We start from the raw sequence: 18829 nt of genomic DNA, 5'->3' as shown, positions 1-18829 counted from the left end.
GTCAGCGCAGGGTGACGCGGTTGATGACGGCTTGATATCCGCTGCCGTTCTCCGGGAGCGACGTCAACCACACGATGAAGTAACCGGAGCTCGACGGGGACCCGACCTTCAACGTCACCTTTCTGGCGTCGACCGTTCCGCTCCCGACCTCGGTCGTCGCGTCGAGTGATGAGGGCCTGCGGGATGCTGTGCGCAGCTCGACACTGAAGCCGGGCGTCGTCGTCTCGATGGTGACGGACTTGACCGATCCCGGGGCCTTCAGCCGGAACATCAGACCGAGGCCGTCTTTGAGACCGGCGAACTGTGCACCGCGATAGTTGTCGGTCTTCCACGCCGGCGATGCACCGGTGAGCACGTTCGTGATGTTGCTCGACGAGTCCGGGTCCTGATCCGACACATCCAGCAGAGTGACGGCAGCGACAGACAACGGTGATCCGCCGTCTGTGCCGGGCGTCTGCGACGCACTCGACGACGAGTTCGGCAGGAACGAGTCGAGGTTGTTCTCGTCGTCGGGCGAGGCGAACATGTTGGTTGCGGCGACGATGACCGCCACGATGACGAACAGGATGAACAAGGCGCCGCCCGCGAGCAGTGCGACGTTCCGCTTTCCCGCCTGCCCTTCGCCCATCAACCGTTCCTTGCGTGTCCGGCTGATCGGTGCGACAGACACCGGAGGCATTCGCGTCTCGACTCGCGGCAGCATGTCGGTCTGCAGATCGACGACCGTCGCCTGGTCGAGAACGTGCTGCACGGTGGCGGCAGTTCGGATGCCTCGGTCGCCTTCGAGAGCACGCGAAGCGACCGCCGAGATCTCGAACGGGATCTCCTGGCGAGCCTGCATCGGCGCTATCGGCTGCCCGGGATTCCGCGGATCGGGGTCAGCGAGGCGCATGCCGCCGACGAGGCCGCGTGCGATGGCGGCGGTCGTCAGCTCCTTGCCTGTCTCACCGTCGAGTGTCCAGCGGTTCAGTAGGAGCGCGTACAGAACCGCACCGAGTCCACGCACGTCAGACGATCTGTCGTCATCGGCCAGAATCGCGGGGAACGCCAACACCGCGTCGCCGTCGGAGCTGATGCGAATGCGGTCGGGGTGGTCGATGGACAGCACCGCGCCCGCACGATGAGCGGCCTCGGCGCCTGCGGCGAGCGCCCGGACGGCACGTGCGGCACCCGTGGCCGACGGCGCGGTCGCGGCGACCTCGGCGAGTGTGGAGCCGTTCACCCACTCGGTGACGACGATGCCGCCGGACGCGCTCCGCACCACGTCGAGGACGCGCGCCACGCCCGCGGTGTGCAACTGCCCGAGACGCCGCGTGCGGTGAAGGATGGCCTGTGGACCCTCGTCCTGCGGATCGCGATCGCCTGGATTGATCGGCGGAGCCTGTTGCAGCGGATCGACAAACGTCAGACCGACCTCGCGGTCCAGTCCGGTGTCCTTCGCGCGCCAGAACGCCAGACCGCGAGTGCCGCCCTGCGGCTCGAGCAGTCGGTAACGTCCACCCGCGACGGCGGCACCGGGCACCAGCTTCGGCCCGCGCGGTTGGGCGGGCACATCGGCTTTCGGAATCATCGCCCGTGTCGGCTCCGTCGACGGACGACGGTCGTCGTCCGAGTCGGATGCGGACATCGGTTGAACTCCTTGCGGGCGTTGAGGCTGCGTCGGCCCAGCGGCCGGGCGTATCGGCGGGCGCGCCGGACGTCCGGGACGGATGACAGGGATGACGGTCGTCTCGCCCGCGGCACCGCCGGAGTACGCGGAGTACTCCTGCCACGTGGCCGTGCCACGGTCGAAGCGGCGTCGGACATCTACTTGCCCAGCGTACGGGAATGATTCGTCCGACGAGATCCGCGGGAACTGGACCGTCATCGTGTGCGAATCGCGATCCGCCTCCGGCTCCGGGGCAGGTGCCAGCTTCGGGATGAAGCGGCCCACCAGACGCATCACCGTGTTGCTGATCGCGACCATGTCGGGCAGTTTGAGCGCCGTCAACATCAGATAGACCACACCGAGCACCACGATCGCGGTGATCGCGAGATACGCGACCGACCCGATCTTGCCGGCCTCGGTGGACATGCGATGCAGGCCGGTGACTTCGGCGATCCCCCACACTGCTCCGGCGGTCACGACGGAGACCCCCAACGTGATCAGCGACGAGCGGGCCACATCGGTCATCACCGCCCCGCCGAGGGTGCGCTTGAGCAGAAGGTGGCCGACAATCGCTCCGACCAGGTACCCGAGGCCGTTGGAGAGGGACAACCACCGGACGACGAGTTCCGGATCGTCGAAGAGGACCGGGCCGAGGTACGACGCCGCGACCTTGACGACGGTGATGCCGAGGACCATCGCGGTGGGAGTCCAGGCGTCCTCACGGGCGTAGAAGACTCGCAGCTGTACGAGGGTCATCGCGTACGGGATGAGAGTGAAGGCGCCCCAGGCGAGCACCGAACCCAGTTGCGACGCCGTGTCCTGTTCGAAGTTGCCGAAGTTGAACACCGCGATGCCGATGGCAGGCCCGAAGAACGTCATGAACGCGACGACCGGTACCAGCGAGATCATCGTGAGTCGAGTCGCGAGGGACATGTCGTCGACGACCGCGGCGGTGTCGTCGGCCGCCGCATTGCGGGAGAGTCGCGGCATGATCGCGGTCAGGATCGTCACGCCGAGCACGCCGTACGGCAGCTGCAGGAGCTGCCAGTGGGTGGCGTAGACGGAGATGCCCGAGGCTGATGCGTGGGCCGCGATCCGGTAGGTGATCACCAGGCCGACCTGCAGCACGAGGACGTAACCGATGATCGCGACGGCCATGTTGCCGAACCGGCGGAGACGATCGTCCAAGCCCCACTTGAGGCTCAGCTTCACACCCGCCTTCCGCAGGTACGGCACCAGAATCGCCGCCTGCATCACAACGCCGAGCGTGGTTCCGACACCCAGGACGAGCAATTTGGGGTCGGACATCCGAGCCGGGTTGAGGGTGAGCTCGCCCGGCATCAGATAGAAGAGAACCAGCGTCGTGATCTGGACGATGTTGTTCAGAACCGGTGCCCATGCGCCGGGCTTGAACAGGCCCTTCATGTTCAGGATCGCGATGAACAGGGCAGAGAGGCCGTAGAACAGGATCTCCGGGAGCAGCAGATATGCCAGTGCAGTGGTCAGGGAGCGGTCGACCTTGCCGTCGTCACCCACATTCAACATGGTGAGAAGCGGTGCGGCGATGAGCGCGATGAGTGTAGCCGCACCGAGCACGACGAGCGTGAGTGTGAAGATGCGGTTGATGAACCCGACGCCTCCGTCGTCGTCCTCAGCCTCGGCGCGCACCAGCACGGGGATGACGATGGCGGTCAGCACTGCGCCGAGCACGACTTCGGCGATCATGTTCGGCAGCACGTATGCGGCTTGGAACGCCGACGACACCGCCCCTCCGAGCATCGCCAGCACGAGGACCGTGCGGACGAACCCGGTGATGCGGCTTGTCAGGGTGGCGATTGCGATGGACCCACCGGTCCGCATCACGCTCTCGTCGGACGGGGTGTCGACTGCTTGCTTCTGCTCGGTCGTCATGCACGCTCTCCGGGGTCGGGGTTCTCGCGCTCCGGGGTGTCGGTCACGACACGCTCGGCGGCCAGACGCTGCTGGTAGCCGGCGGAGGCGAGTTCACGTTCGTGCTCGTCGGGTTCGGGCCGATCCTCATCGGCCGGGTCGGGCTCGCCGCGGAACCGGTGCCACAGGCGCCGCGCAGTCAGCAGGATCAGGATGACGCCGGCCGCGATCGTGATGTAGAACAGCGGCTTGCCGTAGGCGTTCGCGTAGATGGACAAGTCGACCGGAGTGCTCAGCGGAACGTCGTTGCTGGTGACGAGTGCGATCCGGACAGTCGCAGGCTGAGAGCTGGACGCGTGGGTCGGCAGCTGCAACTGCCGTGTGCCCTGGGCGGGGATCTCGACCACACCCACGTCGCCGACGCTGATCTCGTCCGGTGCCGTGATGTCCAGGCGCACCTTGATAGGCAGTGCGAGGTCGTTGCGGACCACCAGCAGCAGTGGACTGCGTTCGGAGGCGAGCGTGTACCGCCCGCTCGGATCGAGCAGGGACACCGACTGTTTGATGTGGCTGAGGGTGAGGCCGACCGCGGTGAGGCGTCGGGGCCGTTCGACTCGGTAGACGGTGAGATCCGTGCTCGCCGGAGTGGACACCGCGCGCAGGAGATCGCGCCGAAGCGGATCGAGGTACTCGTCGGGAGTGAACGGCAGATCGTGACCGGTGGCGAACGAGTCCTCCAGCTGCCCGATGAGGCGGAGGTCGCGCTGTACCGTCGTCAGATCCTTCGACGACAGCGGGTAGCCGCTGGCAGTGAGCTGCGGAACGTCGCCGGGGACGACCAGATCGGCACGTGAGTTCGCCTCGGCCAGTCCAGCCACGACGTCCTTCAGCGGGACCGGGTTCGCTGTCCCGGAGGCGACCATCAGGTCGGCGGTGTCGAGGATGGCGCGTGCGTCGGCCGGTGTCGGCGACCAGTACACGGGTGGCACGGTGAACGCGCTGCGACCTGTCACCTCGGTGATCTCGGGCGGGCCCTCACCTTCGGTGCGGGTCGGGACGTCGAGCATGGGCAGGGCGAGCGAAGCGGCGGCCGTCTGCCTGCGCGACACGTCCGACTCGCCGGACGTGTCGACCCGCTGCCACGCCGGAATGTACGACGGCACGCTCGCGTGGGCGCCGACGGCTCCGAGCGCACTGCTGACACCGGCATCGTAGGTCTGGAGAGCGAATCCGTCGGAACGGTATCGGCCGATGATCGATGAGCCGGTGCGATCACTCTGGCCGGGCTCGACGGACGTCGAGACCACTGCGGCCGCGCCTGAGCCCTCACGTCCGCTCAGAAAGGTGCGGCCTCGGTCGGTGAGCGTTCCTACCGCGGGCACGGTGAGACCGCGGACCGAAGTGACTCCGAGCAGATCGTCGACGGTGTCGTATCCACCGGCGATCGCGTCGTCGGACAGTGCGGCGTCGGAGATCCGGTGCAGTGAGTCGAGGCCGGCCTGCGCGTACGGGAGTGCCGTCACGCACATCGACGACGCGACCTTGGACAGTCGCTGAAGCCACGCCTTCGCAGTCGACGATCCTTCGCCGCTGCGGGTGGATGCAGCCGGATCGGCCGGATCGTCGGTGACGACGTACCCGGACGCCATCCCCTTCACAGTCACGAGCAGGTCGGGGTCGACGGCGATGCAGATGGCGCTGCGAACGCGGTCGTCGGCCTCGGCCGGTTTCGGGTCACCGTTGTCGGAGACGCCGACGATCGACTCGAGCGCCTTCAACGACTGCCCCAGACGCCCGCCCGGTTCGAGCGAAGCGGCCATGGCGTCGCTGGTGAGGCGCATGTCGGCGGTGTCTCCGCCGAGGGTTCCCGCGGCCTGCTGGGGAGGTGCGGCCAACGGCCACAGGAACGTGAACGCCGTCGGGCTCGAGTCGTCCGCGGCGATGGACCCGTCACGTCCCAGAAGAGGATCGACGTCGGCGCCCGACCCCGGCTCCGTCCACTGTTCGGCCCGGGTGCGGTCCGCCGGAAGCGACAACACGGGCAACAGGGTGCGGGAGTCGGCGATGCGCGCCTGGCCGCCGTAGTCCGGGGTTCCGTTCACATTGACCAACAGCGGGTAGACGCCCGCCTTCGTGATCGCCAGCCCGCCGGTCGAGAGCGGCACCGACACGGTGAAGTCGGCACTCTGCCGCGGTGCGAGTTCCTTGACGACGTCTGTGAACGACGTCGAGGTCTCGTAGACGGACGGGTCGGCGTCGAGCACTGTGCGCAGATCCGTCGAGGTGGCGGCGGACGCCCTCTGGAGTCGGACGATCACGTCGCGGATCGGACGGTCGAAGGTGTTGGTCACCCGTCCGCGCACAGTGACCGTGTGTCCCGTGCTCCCGGTGACGGTCGACGGAGTCACCTCGGTGAGGGCCACAGACGCGTAGTGAGTGTTGGGGCCGCCGTCCGGTTCGGCTGCTGCAGGCCCGACGCCGCCGGCGACCAGAACGAATCCGACGATCAGGAACACTGCGGCGGCGAACGCCGTCAGCCGCGCCCCGCGCCCCGCGCGGCTACGAGTCACCGTTGGCCGGGCGCCGCGGTCGCCGCCTGCGCCGCCGGGCTTTGACCGGGGGCGGCGGTTCGTTTCGGCGCTGATTGCGGGCGGCTGCGGCTTTCTCATAGTCGTTCGGTTCGGTACGGATGCAGGAGGCCTCCGACTGCGCCAACCGGCTGGGGTCGCTGCGGAGATCGGCAATCACCGATTCGGCCATCCGTGCGAGACGTCGCTCGTCAGAATACGTGAGCTTCCGTGGCAATTCGCTGAGCGGCACCCACGCGACCTCACTCACCTCGTAGTCCTCGTCGGAGAGTTCGCCGCCGGTGAACCGCAGAAGGTAATGATGGACGGTCTTGTGGATGCGTCGGCCTTCACTGACGAACCAGTAGTCGATCTTGCCCAGCGGTGCGACGATGGTCCCGGAGATGCCCGTCTCCTCGGCCACCTCGCGCATGGCGGTCTGCTCGGCCGTCTCGCCCGTCTCGATGTGCCCCTTGGGCAGGGACCACATCGTTCGGCCTCGACGGTCCACCCGACCGATGAGTGCGGCCGTCATGTCGTCGAAAGGCGCGTCGAGGTCGGCGAGCACCAGACCTCCCGCCGACGTCTCCCGGACGGTCCGCAGTTTGGGCGACGGTTCCGGTTCAGGTGCGCGGCGTCCACCGCGACGTTTGGTGCGCGGCATCGACGCGGGAGAGTTCTTGTCGGCGTTCGACGAGGACGAGTTGCCTCGTCGGGAGCGCGCAGCGAGGTCGGATGGTTTCGGGGTGCTGTCAGGAGCCGATCGGTCGTCCTGAGTCGCCTCATCGACCTTGGCGGCGTCGGCGGGCCTGCCGGAGCGGCGTCCGCGGCGGCGTCGACCGCGACGGTTACGACGGTTGCGCTGTGGCTGATCCGGACCGCCGCTCGTCGCCTTGTCTGCGGCACCACTGCCCGACGGAGCGTCGGAGGCGACGTCCGTATGGTGCAGTGATGGTTCGGCAGACACACTCCGATGCTAGCCGTTCGTTACCGTCTGTTAGCTATCGAAGGCTGACCGCGCGAGCCGCATGTCGGGGTCGGTAGTCTTGCATCCCATGACCGGCAGTGCGCAGAGCGGTGGCGCGAGGGACGACGCTCGCGCCGAACGTCGTACCCGCCTCCTTGCAGCGGCGAGTGTCACCCTTTCCTCCCTGAGCGACGTCGTGACCCCGCTGGCGGCCCGGTTCGCCGACCGTGGACACGAGTTGTACCTGGTCGGAGGCTCGGTGCGAGACGCGGTGCTCGGGAGGCTGGGCAACGATCTCGACTTCACGACAGACGCCAGACCGGATGTGATCAGCGAGATCCTCCGCGGCTGGGCGCCTGCGGTCTGGGACACCGGCATCGATTTCGGGACCGTCAGCGCACAGTTCGACGATCACATGGTCGAGATCACCACGTTCCGATCCGATATGTATGACCAGGTGAGTCGAAACCCGATCGTCACCTTCGGCGACACGCTCGACGGCGACCTGATCCGGCGTGACTTCCGGGTGAACGCGATGGCCGTGCGCCTTCTGCCGGACGGCTCCCAGGAGTTCTGCGATCCTCTCGACGGCATGAGCGATCTGCTCGCGGGTGTCATCGACACTCCGTCTGCGCCCGAGAACTCGTTCAATGACGACCCGCTCCGCATGCTGCGCGGTGTTCGATTCGTGTCACAACTCGGATTCGCGCTCGCCGACCGGGTCCTCGACGCGACTCGTGAGATGGCGGAACAGATCGATCGGATCACCGTCGAACGTGTCCGGGTGGAACTCGACAAGATGATCCTCGGAGAGTTCCCCCTCGACGGAGTCGACCTGCTCGTGGAGTCCGGGCTCGCCGACCGGGTGCTCCCGGAGATCCCCGGAATGAAGCTGACGATCGACGAGCATCACCAGCACAAGGACGTCTACCAGCACTCGTTGACGGTGTTGAAGCAGGCTGTCGACCTGGAGACGGGCGACCCGGACCTCGTGCTGCGGTGGGCGGCGCTCCTCCACGACATCGGAAAGCCTGCCACCAGGCGTCACGAGGACGGCGGCGGCGTCAGCTTCCACCACCATGAAGTGGTCGGCGCGAAGATGGTCCGCAAGCGCATGCGTGCCCTCAAGTACCCGAAGGCGATCGTCGACGAGGTGTCGCAGTTGGTGTTTCTGCACCTGCGCTTCCACGGGTACGGCGACGGACGGTGGACAGATTCCGCGGTCCGCCGCTACGTCGCCGACGCAGGTCCCCTGCTCGACCGACTGCACAAGCTGGTGCGCGCGGACTGCACCACCCGGAATCGTCGGCGCGCCCGGAAGCTGCAGGAGACATACGACGAGTTGGAACAGCGCATCGCTGTCCTCAAGGAGGCGGAGGACCTCGATCGGGTCCGTCCCGATCTGGACGGCAACGCGATCATGGAGCTCCTCGGTCTCCCTCCGGGTCCCCTCGTCGGCGAAGCGTGGCGGTACCTCAAGGAATTGCGGCTCGACGCCGGTCCGATGAGCCACGATGACGCCGAAGCGGCGCTCCGGGCCTGGTGGGCGGAGCGCTCGGCTCGCTGATCGGCGCGGCGCCGTTGAGCCGTCCGACTCTGCCAGAGACCTCGCTTCGGATAGTTTCCCGGGCTGTGATCGTCGTCGTGCTCGCCGGATCAGCGCCGAGGGTAGATTCGTGGCCATGTACTGCAGTGAACTCGGGGAACAGTGGCATGCAGCGCGAGTCGAGCCGTCGCTCGCTCATCTGGACGCGGCGTCGGCGGGTCGATCATCACGGTCGACCGTCGACTCGATCACTCGACACCTTCAACGCGAGGCAGAGCGCGGCGCATACGTCGCCGCCGACGATCAGGCCGAAGCGCTCGACGCGAGCCGCGCTGCGATCGCCTCGCTGATCGGGCACAGCCCGGAAGAGCTCTCCTACCGCGACAGCGCTCGGGCGGCGCTGCGCGCCCTGCTCAACGGCTGGGCGTTGCCCATGTCGCCGATCGTCTGGGTCGGGAAGAACGAGTTCGGCCCGAACCTCGCCGAGTTCGAGCGACGGAACTTCGCGGTCCGGGCGCTGCCCGATGCTGACGTCTACGGGCGGATCGACGTCGATGCGCTGGAGAACATGCTGCAGTTCGAGCAGCCCGACTTCATCCACGTCTGCCACATCGGCTCGGCGAGCGGTGTGGTGCAGCCGGTGGAACAGATCGTCGAGGTCGCCCACAACGCCGGTGTGCCCGTCGTCGTCGACATGGCCCAGTCCGTCGGACACGTGCCGACGGTGACCGGCGCGGACGCGGTGTACGGCACCGCCCGCAAGTGGCTGACCGGCCCACGCGGGGTCGGCTTCGTCGCGGTCCGGCCCGACGCGCTCGCGCACATCGACGTGTTCTTCTCGGAGTCGTTCATCGCGGGTCAGCTCGGACTCGGTCAAGCGGTCGCCGAGGTCGTCGAGATCGGCCCGGACCGCGTGTACGCGGAGCTCGCAGCCATCGGCCGCATCACCCGAGAACGTCTCAACGGCATCGGCAGCTGGGAGGTGGTCGAGCCTGTCGACGAGGCGTCTGCGCTGGTGACGCTCGCGCCGCCGCCCGGATGGGGACCGTCCGACCTGCACGCGGCGAAAGCAAAACTGCTGCAATCGGGGATTCTGGTGACCGCTGCGGAGCCGTGGCGGGCACCGCTCGCAGGCGACCGGTCGTTCCTACGCGTCTCCCCTCATCTCGACGTCCGTCGCGAGCAGCTCGACGATCTCGCCAACGCCATCCGCACCATGGGGTACTGACCGGCGATCAAGCGACACGCCGCGGGCGGCGGAACCTCAGACGGAGTCTGTGCGTCTAACTGGTATGGACCCCGTCATCGAGTACGGATTCGGAACCGGCGACGGCGAGCTCTCGACGTGGCGTTCGCCTGCCGACCTGGACCTGTCCGGTGACGGTCTGCTCGACGCCGTGAGCATCGATTTCGACGGTGACGGTTTCACCGACGACGCCATGTGGGATTCCGACGGCGACGGTGTCGCCGACCGCTCGGCGCTCGATCTCGACGATGACGGTCGCCCCGAATCGGTGTTCACCGACGGTGGGAGGGGACTCTGGGAACGTCCCGTCGAGCCTGCGCCACCGCTCGAGAGGCCGCGAGAATCTGCTCTGGACACTGACGGGGACGGCTCCGACGACACCGTCCTGATCGACTCGGACGGGGACGGGTACGCCGACGACTCTCGCCCGATGGACTGAGAAGGGCGGAAGGTCAGACGAGGTGCTGTTCTCGTTCGACGGCGGCCGGGTCGGGGCCCTCGACGACCGCCGGGTTCGACCGCCAGACGAATGCGGCGCCGAGAACGTACAGAAGCGTCCCCACCGCGATCAGCCCGACCGAGAAACCGTTGGCCGGGATCACCAGTGCGGCGACGAAGGCGGCTGCCACGAAGGCCGAGTTGAAGAGTGCGTCCTGAACGGCGAACACCTGACCGCGGTACGAGTCGGGCACGTCGCACTGCATGGCGACGTCGCCGCACAGCTTGACCGTCTGGCCTGCCAGTCCGAGGAGACCGGCGCTGAGCAGAACGGTCGCCGCCTGCAGCGGTCCGATGAGCGCTTCGGCCAGCGCTCCGACGACGAGTGCACACGCGATGGTGCGGCGTCGTCCGAAGTGGTGGACCGACCACGGTGTCGAGACGGCGGCGATCAGCGCGCCGAGTGCGACCGCGGCGCCGATCGCGGCCATCGCACGGACGTTGGTGAACAGCGGCCAACCGAGGTCGAAGTTGCGGACGATCAGCAGGAACATCAACGTGTTCATGCCGAAGATGATGCGGTGGACGCCGATGGCGCCGAGGACCACGGCGACGCTGGGATGGTCGGCCACGGCGCGGATGCCGTGGGAGAGCCCACGACCCATCGAGTACAGCGCAGAGTGCCCCGCGCCGTCGGGCCGGTCGGGTCCGAGACGCTTGGGGGCGAAGGTCGCGGCGAGCAGACCGGAACAGAGAGCGAACACAGCTCCGGACAGAAGGGTGGCGCCTGATCCGGCGTTGTCGGCGCCGAAAACCGCCCTCAGCACCGTCGACACGGCTGCGCCCGCGGCGAGCATCGCTGCGCCGAGCGTGGTGAAGACGGCGTTCATCTCGATGATCACCGACGCGGGCGCCACATGGGGCAGTCCGGCGGACAGACCCGACGCGACGAAGCGACTGCATCCGGTCACCACCAGGGCCGCTAGGAGGACAGCCGTGTCGGGGACATTGGCGCTCATCGTGATGGCCACGAGAACGACCGCGAGGGCCCGCAAGACGTTCACCCAGACCAGGACGCGGCGCCTGTCCCAATGGTCGAGGAGTGCACCCGCGAACGGACCGAGAACCGAGTACGGAAGAAGAAGAACGGCGAATCCGGCGGCGATCGCGATCGGGTCGGTGTGCCGATCCGGGTTGAACAAGATCGAGAACGCGAGCGCCGCCTGAAACGCGCCGTCGCTGAGCTGGCTCAACACCCTGACTCCGAGCAGGCGAAGCAGGCCCGGGGACTTGACCTGCGACCAGAAGCTCACCTCTTGATCCTACCGACGGAAGACAACGCGGATCGCACGGTCGGCGCACGTCACATGAATGATTCGCAGGCCTGTCGTGAACGACTCGATTCGGGCAACGTCGTGGCCGCGTCACGTCCACACCGGGCCATCTGGTGTCATGATGGGATGGTGTCCGGCGGTGAGTTCATTCACGATCGACCCGAGGTGGCTCCCGGGGCGCTTCTGATCGCGTCCACAGCGTTGTCGGGTGAGACGTTCGTGCGGACCGTCGTTTATGTGATCGAGCACGACGAGCAGGGCACGCTCGGCGTCGTCCTGAACCGGATGAGCGACGCCGCGGTCCACAACATCCTCCCCCGCTGGGCCGACCTGGCGGCCAGTCCGCGCGCTGTCTTCGTCGGCGGACCGGTGGGAACGTCGTCGGCGCTGTGCCTCGGCGTGGCGAAAGCCGGCGTCGACGTCGCCAAGCAGCCCAAACTCCACCAGGTGCTCGGGCCGGTCGCGATGGTCGACCTCGACGCAGACCCGGAGGAGATGGCGACCGTGCTCACCGGTGTCCGGATCTTCGCCGGATATGCGGGGTGGGAGGCCGGGCAGTTGGACGACGAGCTCGCCGAGAGCAGCTGGATCGTGGCTCCGGGACTCCCGACCGATCTGTTGTCGGAGCCCTCGGTCGACATCTGGCAGCGAGTGCTGCAGCGACAGCCGTGGCCGCTGCCGCTGCTGTCCACGTATCCCCTGCGCCCGGAAGACAACTGACCGCCTCGCGGTTGACACCAGAATGCACTTCCTGACCGATCAGTTGACGTCGTGGATCGACGCGGCACCCGCGTGGGCGGTGTACGTGATCACCGCGGGAGTTGTCTACATCGAAACGTCGGTCGTCGTCGTGGGTGTTGTGGTGCCGAGCGAAGGCGTGCTGATCGCGGCGGGGGTCGTCGCCTCGATCGGATCCGCGCACATCGGCGTCCTCATCGTGTTGAGCGCGCTGGCCGCCATCGCAGGCGACTGGACTGGCTACTGGGTGGGACGAGGATTCGGTCCTCGATTGAGCGCCACGCGGTTGGGTCGCCGGATGACACGGCGCATGATCCGGGCACGACAACAGGCGCCGAGTCCGGGTGACGCGATCGTCGCAGTCGCGTCCGCACGCTGGATCGGATTCGTCAGAAGTCTGATCCCGCTGGTCGCAGGCGCCCGTCGGATGCCGTTCCGGCGGTTCGCGATAGCCAGTGCCATCGGAGCGGTCAGTTGGACGGCGACCGTCCTGCTGATCTCGTGGGCGGTCGGAGCCACGCTCGGCGCCGACGTTGCACTGATGGTCGCGATCGGCGTCGGACTGCTGTCGTTGGCGTTCCTGATCTACCGGCGGATCCGCCAGACTCAGGCGACCTGAGTCTCCTGCGCGGGAGCGTCACGGCCGTAGCGGGCCGACAGCCAGGCGCAGAGGACCAGCTGGATCTGGTGGAAGATCATCAACGGCAGCACCATGAAACCGACGATCGATCCACTGAACATGACACTCGCCAGGGGGAGGCCGGTCGCGAGGCTCTTCTTGGTCCCGCAGAACTGGATCGCAATCGAGTCGGCCCGGTCGAAGCCCATCCGGCGCGGGACGAACCACGTCAAAGCGAGCATCACGCAGACCAGGACCAGCGACACCACCGCAACCATGATCACTTCGAACGCGGTGACACTGCTCCACAGCCCCGACTGCACGCCCTCGCTGAACGCGACGTAGACCACCAAGACGATCGAGCCGCGGTCGACGTACTTCGTAGGCTCGGCGTACTTCTTCAAGAACGGGCTCACCAGCGGTCGCGCGAGCTGCCCGACGATGAATGGGACGAGGATCTGCAGACAGATCTTCAGGATCGAGTCTCCGCTGATGTGAACACCGGCGGTGGAGCTCATCGTCAGCACGACCAGCGCCGGGGTCAAGACGACGCCGATCAGGTTGGACGCCGATGCGCTGACGATGGCGCCGGCCACGTTGCCGCGGGCGATCGAGGTGAACGCGATCGACGACTGCACGGTCGACGGAACAAGCGTGAGGTAGAGGAAACCGGCGGCCAGGTCGGAGCCGATCATCGGGGTCAGGACGGGCTTCAGCAGCAGTCCGACGATCGGGAACAGCACAAATGTGAAGGCCAGGATCGTGGTGTGCAGACGCCAGTGAGTGAGACCGTCGAGCGCCTCGCGGGGCGACAGCCGGGTGCCGTACAGGAAGAACAGGAGTGCGATCAGGCAGGTGACGACCCAGTCCATCACTTCGGCGAACACTCCGCTTGCCGGGAGGACTGCGGCGACGACGACCGCGGCGAAGATCGAGAGGATGAAACCGTCGATCGGCGACTTCTCGAGTAGCTTGCGCATACTGATCAGTGCACGGCGCCGGGAGCGGAGTGAGCGGGCCGATCTGTCACGGCGCCGGGAGCGGAGTGAGCGGGCCGATCTGCCACGGCGTCGTCGGTGGTGCACATGCCCTGCAGTGCACACGAGCCGCACGAGCTGGTACCGCAGTCAGAGGCCGGGTCGTCGCCGTGTCCGTGGTCGGCCGAGTCGGTGGTCTCACCTGAGCAGCAGCCCGAGCTGCATCCGCCCTCGTTCTCCGGCTCGGGGACTGCCGCGGCCACTCGGACACCGAATCCGGCGGCGAGGACCGCGATTCCGAAACCGGCGACGATGGCGACGATCGCGAACAGGAAGCCGAGGTCGCCGGAGAATCCGAGCACACCGCCGATCGCGAGAATCAGTGCGGTGAAGAGGAAACCAGGCGAGGCCGCCTTGTTGCCTGCGGTGAATGCTTCGGCGGAGCGCATCGTCTCATCGGATCGGACTCCGATCCACCGATTGCGCTTGAGCGCGCCGAGCAAGCCGGCCGTGCCGACGCCTGCCCAGAACACTGCGAGCACGAGCGCGAGAACGGCGGTGACGACGGACAAGATGTGCACAGAACCAACTGTACGACCGACCTCGTTCCCGTTTCGAATCGTGTGACGACGGCAACCGTGCTTTTGGGCGTCGAACAGCGACGATTTACCCTGGTGGGGTGACCTCCGCTGATTCTTCGCATCGTCCCGCCGAGTCTGTTCCCGGGCATCGGTACACCGCCGCAACGGCCGGTGAGATCGAGTCGCGCTGGCAGGAGCGTTGGGCGACCGACGGCACCTTCCACGCACCGAACCCGGTCGGGCCGCTAGCGGGCGACTTCAGCGCGTTCGACGGCGCCGGTGCCGACGCCGACGACAAGCTGTTCGTGCAGGACATGTTCCCGTATCCGTCGGGTGCGGGACTTCACGTCGGCCATCCACTCGGCTTCATCGGCACGGACGTCTTCGCCCGGTTCCAGCGGATGACCGGGAAGAACGTCCTGCACACGATGGGTTTCGACTCGTTCGGTCTGCCGGCCGAGCAGTACGCGGTGCAGACCGGCACACACCCGCGCACCACCACCGAGGCGAACATCGAGCGGTACCTCGGACAGATCCGGCGTCTCGGCCTCGGGCATGACGAGCGACGCCGAGTCGCCACCACCGATGTCGAGTTCTACCGCTGGACTCAGTGGATCTTCCTGCAGATCTACAACGCCTGGTTCGACGCCTCGCAGGGCAAGGCCCGCCCGATCTCTGAGCTCGTCGACGAGTTCGCTTCGGGCGCACGGACGCTGGATGACGGACGCGCATGGTCTGCGTTGTCGGTCGCCGAACGGAACGACGTCATCGACTCGTACCGCCTCGTGTATGTGAGCAACTCGCTCGTCAACTGGTGCCCCGGGCTCGGCACTGTGCTCGCGAACGAGGAGGTGACCGCCGACGGCAAGTCCGAGCGCGGCAACTTCCCCGTCTTCCGCAAGAACCTCCGCCAGTGGATGATGCGGATCACCGCGTACTCGGATCGCCTGATCGACGACCTCGACCTGCTCGACTGGCCGGAGAAGGTCAAGACGATGCAGCGCAACTGGATCGGCCGGTCGCGCGGCGCGCAGGTGAAGTTCGCAACCGCCGTCGGTTCGCCGATCGAGGTGTTCACCACGCGTCCCGACACGCTGTTCGGCGCCAGCTACATGGTCCTGGCGCCCGAGCACGAGCTGGTCGACGCGCTGGTCGCCGACGTATGGCCCGACGGTGTGGATGCTCGCTGGACCGCCGGTGCGGCCACTCCCGCTGATGCCGTCGCCGCGTACCGCGCGTCGATCGCGGCCAAGAGCGACGTCGAGCGCCAAGAGAACAAGGAGAAGACCGGCGTCTTCACCGGTACGTACGCCACCAACCCCGTGAACGGTGCGCAGGTGCCGGTCTTCATCGCCGACTACGTCCTGATCGGCTACGGCACCGGCGCCATCATGGCGGTGCCGGCGCACGACACCCGCGACTACGAGTTCGCGACCGCCTTCGGCCTCCCGCTGCTCGAAGTGATCGGCTCGGACGACGGCATCGCCGAGGCGGCGTACACCGGTGACGGACCGTTGGTGAACTCCGACTTCCTGAACGGCCTGAACGTGGCCGACGCGAAGGCCGCGATCATCGAACGACTGGAAGCAGAGGGCACGGGTACCGGAACCATTCAGTACAAGCTGCGGGATTGGCTCTTCGCCCGTCAGCGCTACTGGGGTGAGCCGTTTCCCATCGTGTACGACGCCGACGGCGCTCCGCACGCGTTGCCGGAGTCGATGCTGCCGATCGAGCTGCCCGAGGTGGCCGACTACGCGCCCGTCGCGTTCGACCCGAACGACGCCGACAGTGAGCCGTCTCCCCCGCTGGCGAAGGCCACCGACTGGGTGAGCGTCGAGCTGGACCTCGGCGACGGCGTGCAGACGTACACGCGAGACACCAACGTGATGCCGCAGTGGGCGGGCAGCTCCTGGTACCAGCTGCGCTACATCGACCCGACCAACGACGAGACCCTCTGCGCCAAGGAGAACGAGGCGTATTGGATGGGTCCGCGTCCGGCCCTGCACGGGCCGAACGACCCCGGCGGTCTGGACCTGTACATCGGCGGCATGGAGCACGCGGTCCTGCACCTGCTGTACTCGCGCTTCTGGCACAAGGTGCTGTTCGACCTCGGATACGTGACCAGCGTGGAACCGTACCGTCGCCTGTTCAACCAGGGCATGATCCAGGCGTTCGCGTACACCGATTCGCGTGGCGTCTACGTGCCTGCCGAAGAGGTCGTGGAGAAGGACGGGAAGTTCTTCTACCAGGATGAAGAGGTCAAACAGGAGTACGGGAAGATGGGCAAGTCGCTCAAGAACTCCGTGGCTCCCGACGACATCTGCCGCGACTACGGCGCCGACACCCTCCGCGTCTACGAGATGTCGATGGGTCCGCTCGACCAGTCGCGTCCGTGGGCGACGAAGGACGTTGTCGGCGCGCAGCGCTTCCTGCAGCGTGTGTGGCGTCTGGTCGTCGACGAGGAGTCCGGCGAGGTCCGCGTCACCGACGACGAGGCCGACGTGGACACCCTGAAGGCCGTCAACCGGACTGCCGATGGTGTTCGTGACGACTTCGCGAACCTGCGGACCAACACGGCAGTCGCCAAGCTCATCGAGCTGACCAACCACCTGACGAAGGCGTACCCGAAGGGCGCACCGCGAGCGGCCGTGGAGGCAGTCGTGCTGATGCTCGCTCCCCTCGCTCCGCACCTCGCCGAAGAGCTCTGGGGACGCCTCGGCCACGAGGGATCGTTGGCGCACGGACCGTTCCCCGAGGTCGACGAGCAGTTCCTCGTGGACGACAGCGTCGAGATCCCGGTCCAGGTCAAGGGCAAGGTCCGGAGTCGAGTGACGGTTGCCGCCGACGCCGACGAGGCCACCGTCGTCGCTGCCGCGCTGGCCGACGAGAAGATCGCGGCGCTGCTCGACGGCGAACCGCGCAAGGTGATCTACGTTCCCGGCCGCATGGTGAACATCATCCCGTAGTAGCTACGTCAAAAGTCAGTACTCAGATCGAGACTCGAGGGCATATGTTGCGCTCGGTGTCGCGTCTGAGTACTGACTTTTGCGTCTTGCAGCGGGCGCTCAGCCTTTGACGCACATCAGCGTGGTGAGGCGGGCGACCACCTCGACCAACGGTGACGGCCCGGTGGTCTGGGCGTCGATCACCTGCTGGAGGTCCTTGTAGGCGCCCGGGATCTCGTCGAGCACCCCGCGGTCCTTGCGGCATTCGACTCCAACCGTCTGCGCGGCGAGGTCGTCGACGGTGAACGTCTTCTTCGCCTTGGTCCGCGACATACGACGACCGGCACCGTGAGACGCCGAGCACAGGCCTTGTTCGTTGCCGAGACCACGGACGACGAACGATCCGGTTCCCATGGAGCCCGGAATCAGCCCGAGGTCGCCAGAACCCGCGCGAATCGCGCCCTTGCGGGTGACGATCACGTCCACGCCGTCGTAGGTCTCCTCCGCGACGTAGTTGTGGTGGCACTGCACCTCCGACCGGAACGTCACCTGCGGGAAGTGTTCGACGACGACAGCCTTGACCAGGGCCATCATCGCCGCTCGGTTGAGCCGGGCGTAATCCTGCGCCCAGTACAGATCGTGCAGGTAGGCGGACATCTCGTCGGTCCCCGCGAGGAACACGGCGAGGTCGCGGTCCGGCAGACCGAGATTGTGCTCGAGGGTTCGAGCGGTCTCGATGTGCCGACGCGCGAGTTCGTTGCCGATGTTGCGGGAGCCGGAGTGAAGCATCAGCCAGATGCTGCCGTCGTCGTCCGCGCACACTTCGATGAAATGATTGCCCCCGCCCAGCGATCCACACTGTACGCGCATGCGACCTTCACGCTCGGCGATCTTCGGCGCACGGAGCGCGTCGAACGATCCGAAGAGGCGATCGGCCTCGCGCTTCAGCGGCCACTGCTTCCGCAGCACGTCGGTGACGCCGTTGTGGGCGTTGAAGCCGACGGGCACGGCCTGCTCGATGCCCGCACGCAGAGGTGCGAGGCTGTCCGGCAGATCGTCCATTGTCAGATCGGTCTGGACGGCGGCCATGCCGCAGCCGATGTCGACACCGACAGCGGCAGGCGCGACGGCGTCGCGCATCGCGATCACCGAACCGACGGTTGCACCCTTGCCGAGGTGCACGTCCGGCATCACACGCAGCTTCTCCACCCAGGGGAGCTTGGAGATGTTCCGGAGCTGGTCCAGCGCTGCAGGTTCGATCTCTCCCGGTTCGGCCCACATCAGCGTGTCGGCCCGCGCTCCGGGAAGCGCGACGGGGTACTCGTTCATGAGT

General features: G+C 66.9%; 13 protein-coding genes. 6 read left to right on the top strand and 7 right to left on the bottom strand.

Annotated elements, in window-relative coordinates:
- Window position 1: 1 nt before the first annotated feature.
- The 3 genes from murJ to WFK36_RS12920 are packed head-to-tail and all read right to left on the bottom strand — an operon-like array spanning window position 2 to window position 7072.
- Window positions 2-3559 carry a murein biosynthesis integral membrane protein MurJ gene (gene murJ / locus WFK36_RS12930; protein WP_336792152.1) on the bottom strand — a complete coding sequence of 1186 codons (3558 nt, stop codon included), beginning with the start codon at window positions 3557-3559 and terminating at the stop codon, window positions 2-4.
- A complete protein-coding gene (locus WFK36_RS12925; protein ID WP_336792150.1) occupies window positions 3556-6108 on the bottom strand; it encodes a DUF6049 family protein in 2553 nt (850 codons plus the stop codon). The genes murJ and WFK36_RS12925 overlap by 4 nt, the downstream gene beginning before the upstream one ends.
- The gene (locus tag WFK36_RS12920; RefSeq protein WP_336792148.1) at window positions 6098-7072 is read right to left on the bottom strand and encodes an NUDIX hydrolase; all 975 of its coding nucleotides are present in this window, start codon (window positions 7070-7072) and stop codon (window positions 6098-6100) included. The genes WFK36_RS12925 and WFK36_RS12920 overlap by 11 nt, the downstream gene beginning before the upstream one ends.
- An 88-nt stretch (window positions 7073-7160) precedes the next feature.
- Here WFK36_RS12920 and WFK36_RS12915 point away from each other — a divergent pair, with 88 nt between their 5' ends.
- The 3 genes from WFK36_RS12915 to WFK36_RS12905 all read left to right on the top strand — a co-directional run bounded on the left by WFK36_RS12915 (window position 7161) and on the right by WFK36_RS12905 (window position 10303).
- On the top strand, window positions 7161-8639 hold the full coding sequence (locus WFK36_RS12915; protein ID WP_336792146.1) for a CCA tRNA nucleotidyltransferase: 1479 nt from the start codon (window positions 7161-7163) through the stop codon (window positions 8637-8639).
- A 115-nt stretch (window positions 8640-8754) separates the two neighbouring features.
- On the top strand, window positions 8755-9846 hold the full coding sequence (locus tag WFK36_RS12910) for an aminotransferase class V-fold PLP-dependent enzyme (protein WP_008381420.1): 1092 nt from the start codon (window positions 8755-8757) through the stop codon (window positions 9844-9846).
- Between the two features lie 64 nt (window positions 9847-9910).
- Entirely contained in the window at window positions 9911-10303 is a 393-nt protein-coding gene (locus WFK36_RS12905) for a hypothetical protein (protein WP_336792145.1), read from the top strand.
- Between the two features lie 13 nt (window positions 10304-10316).
- Here the strand turns inward: WFK36_RS12905 and WFK36_RS12900 are convergent, their stop codons facing one another.
- Window positions 10317-11615, bottom strand: a complete 1299-nt coding sequence (locus WFK36_RS12900) for an MFS transporter (RefSeq protein WP_336792144.1) — start codon at window positions 11613-11615, stop codon at window positions 10317-10319.
- Between the two features lie 147 nt (window positions 11616-11762).
- Here WFK36_RS12900 and WFK36_RS12895 point away from each other — a divergent pair, with 147 nt between their 5' ends.
- Together WFK36_RS12895 and WFK36_RS12890 are read left to right on the top strand one after the other, a co-directional pair.
- Window positions 11763-12356 carry a YqgE/AlgH family protein gene (locus tag WFK36_RS12895; RefSeq protein WP_008381409.1) on the top strand — a complete coding sequence of 198 codons (594 nt, stop codon included), beginning with the start codon at window positions 11763-11765 and terminating at the stop codon, window positions 12354-12356.
- Between the two features lie 22 nt (window positions 12357-12378).
- Window positions 12379-12993, top strand: a complete 615-nt coding sequence (locus WFK36_RS12890; protein ID WP_336792143.1) for a DedA family protein — start codon at window positions 12379-12381, stop codon at window positions 12991-12993.
- Here the strand turns inward: WFK36_RS12890 and WFK36_RS12885 are convergent.
- Together WFK36_RS12885 and WFK36_RS12880 are read right to left on the bottom strand one after the other, a co-directional pair.
- Window positions 12981-13973, bottom strand: a complete 993-nt coding sequence (locus WFK36_RS12885; protein WP_008381405.1) for a bile acid:sodium symporter family protein — start codon at window positions 13971-13973, stop codon at window positions 12981-12983. The genes WFK36_RS12890 and WFK36_RS12885 overlap by 13 nt on opposite strands.
- A 5-nt stretch (window positions 13974-13978) precedes the next feature.
- Window positions 13979-14551 carry an SdpI family protein gene (locus tag WFK36_RS12880; protein WP_336792142.1) on the bottom strand — a complete coding sequence of 191 codons (573 nt, stop codon included), beginning with the start codon at window positions 14549-14551 and terminating at the stop codon, window positions 13979-13981.
- Between the two features lie 98 nt (window positions 14552-14649).
- Between WFK36_RS12880 and leuS the strand changes: the two genes are divergently transcribed.
- Window positions 14650-17517, top strand: a complete 2868-nt coding sequence (gene leuS / locus WFK36_RS12875; RefSeq protein ID WP_336792141.1) for a leucine--tRNA ligase — start codon at window positions 14650-14652, stop codon at window positions 17515-17517.
- Window positions 17518-17616: 99 nt separating this feature from the next.
- Here the strand turns inward: leuS and WFK36_RS12870 are convergent, their stop codons facing one another.
- Entirely contained in the window at window positions 17617-18825 is a 1209-nt protein-coding gene (locus tag WFK36_RS12870) for an RtcB family protein (RefSeq protein WP_336792139.1), read from the bottom strand.
- Between the last annotated feature and the right edge of the window lie 4 nt (window positions 18826-18829).

Origin of the sequence: Gordonia malaquae (assembly GCF_037148075.1) — a bacterium.
GTDB classification, from domain to species: domain Bacteria; phylum Actinomycetota; class Actinomycetes; order Mycobacteriales; family Mycobacteriaceae; genus Gordonia; species Gordonia malaquae.
The sequence above is the reverse complement of the archived record's forward strand: the minus strand, read 5'-3'. Positions and strand labels throughout refer to the sequence as shown.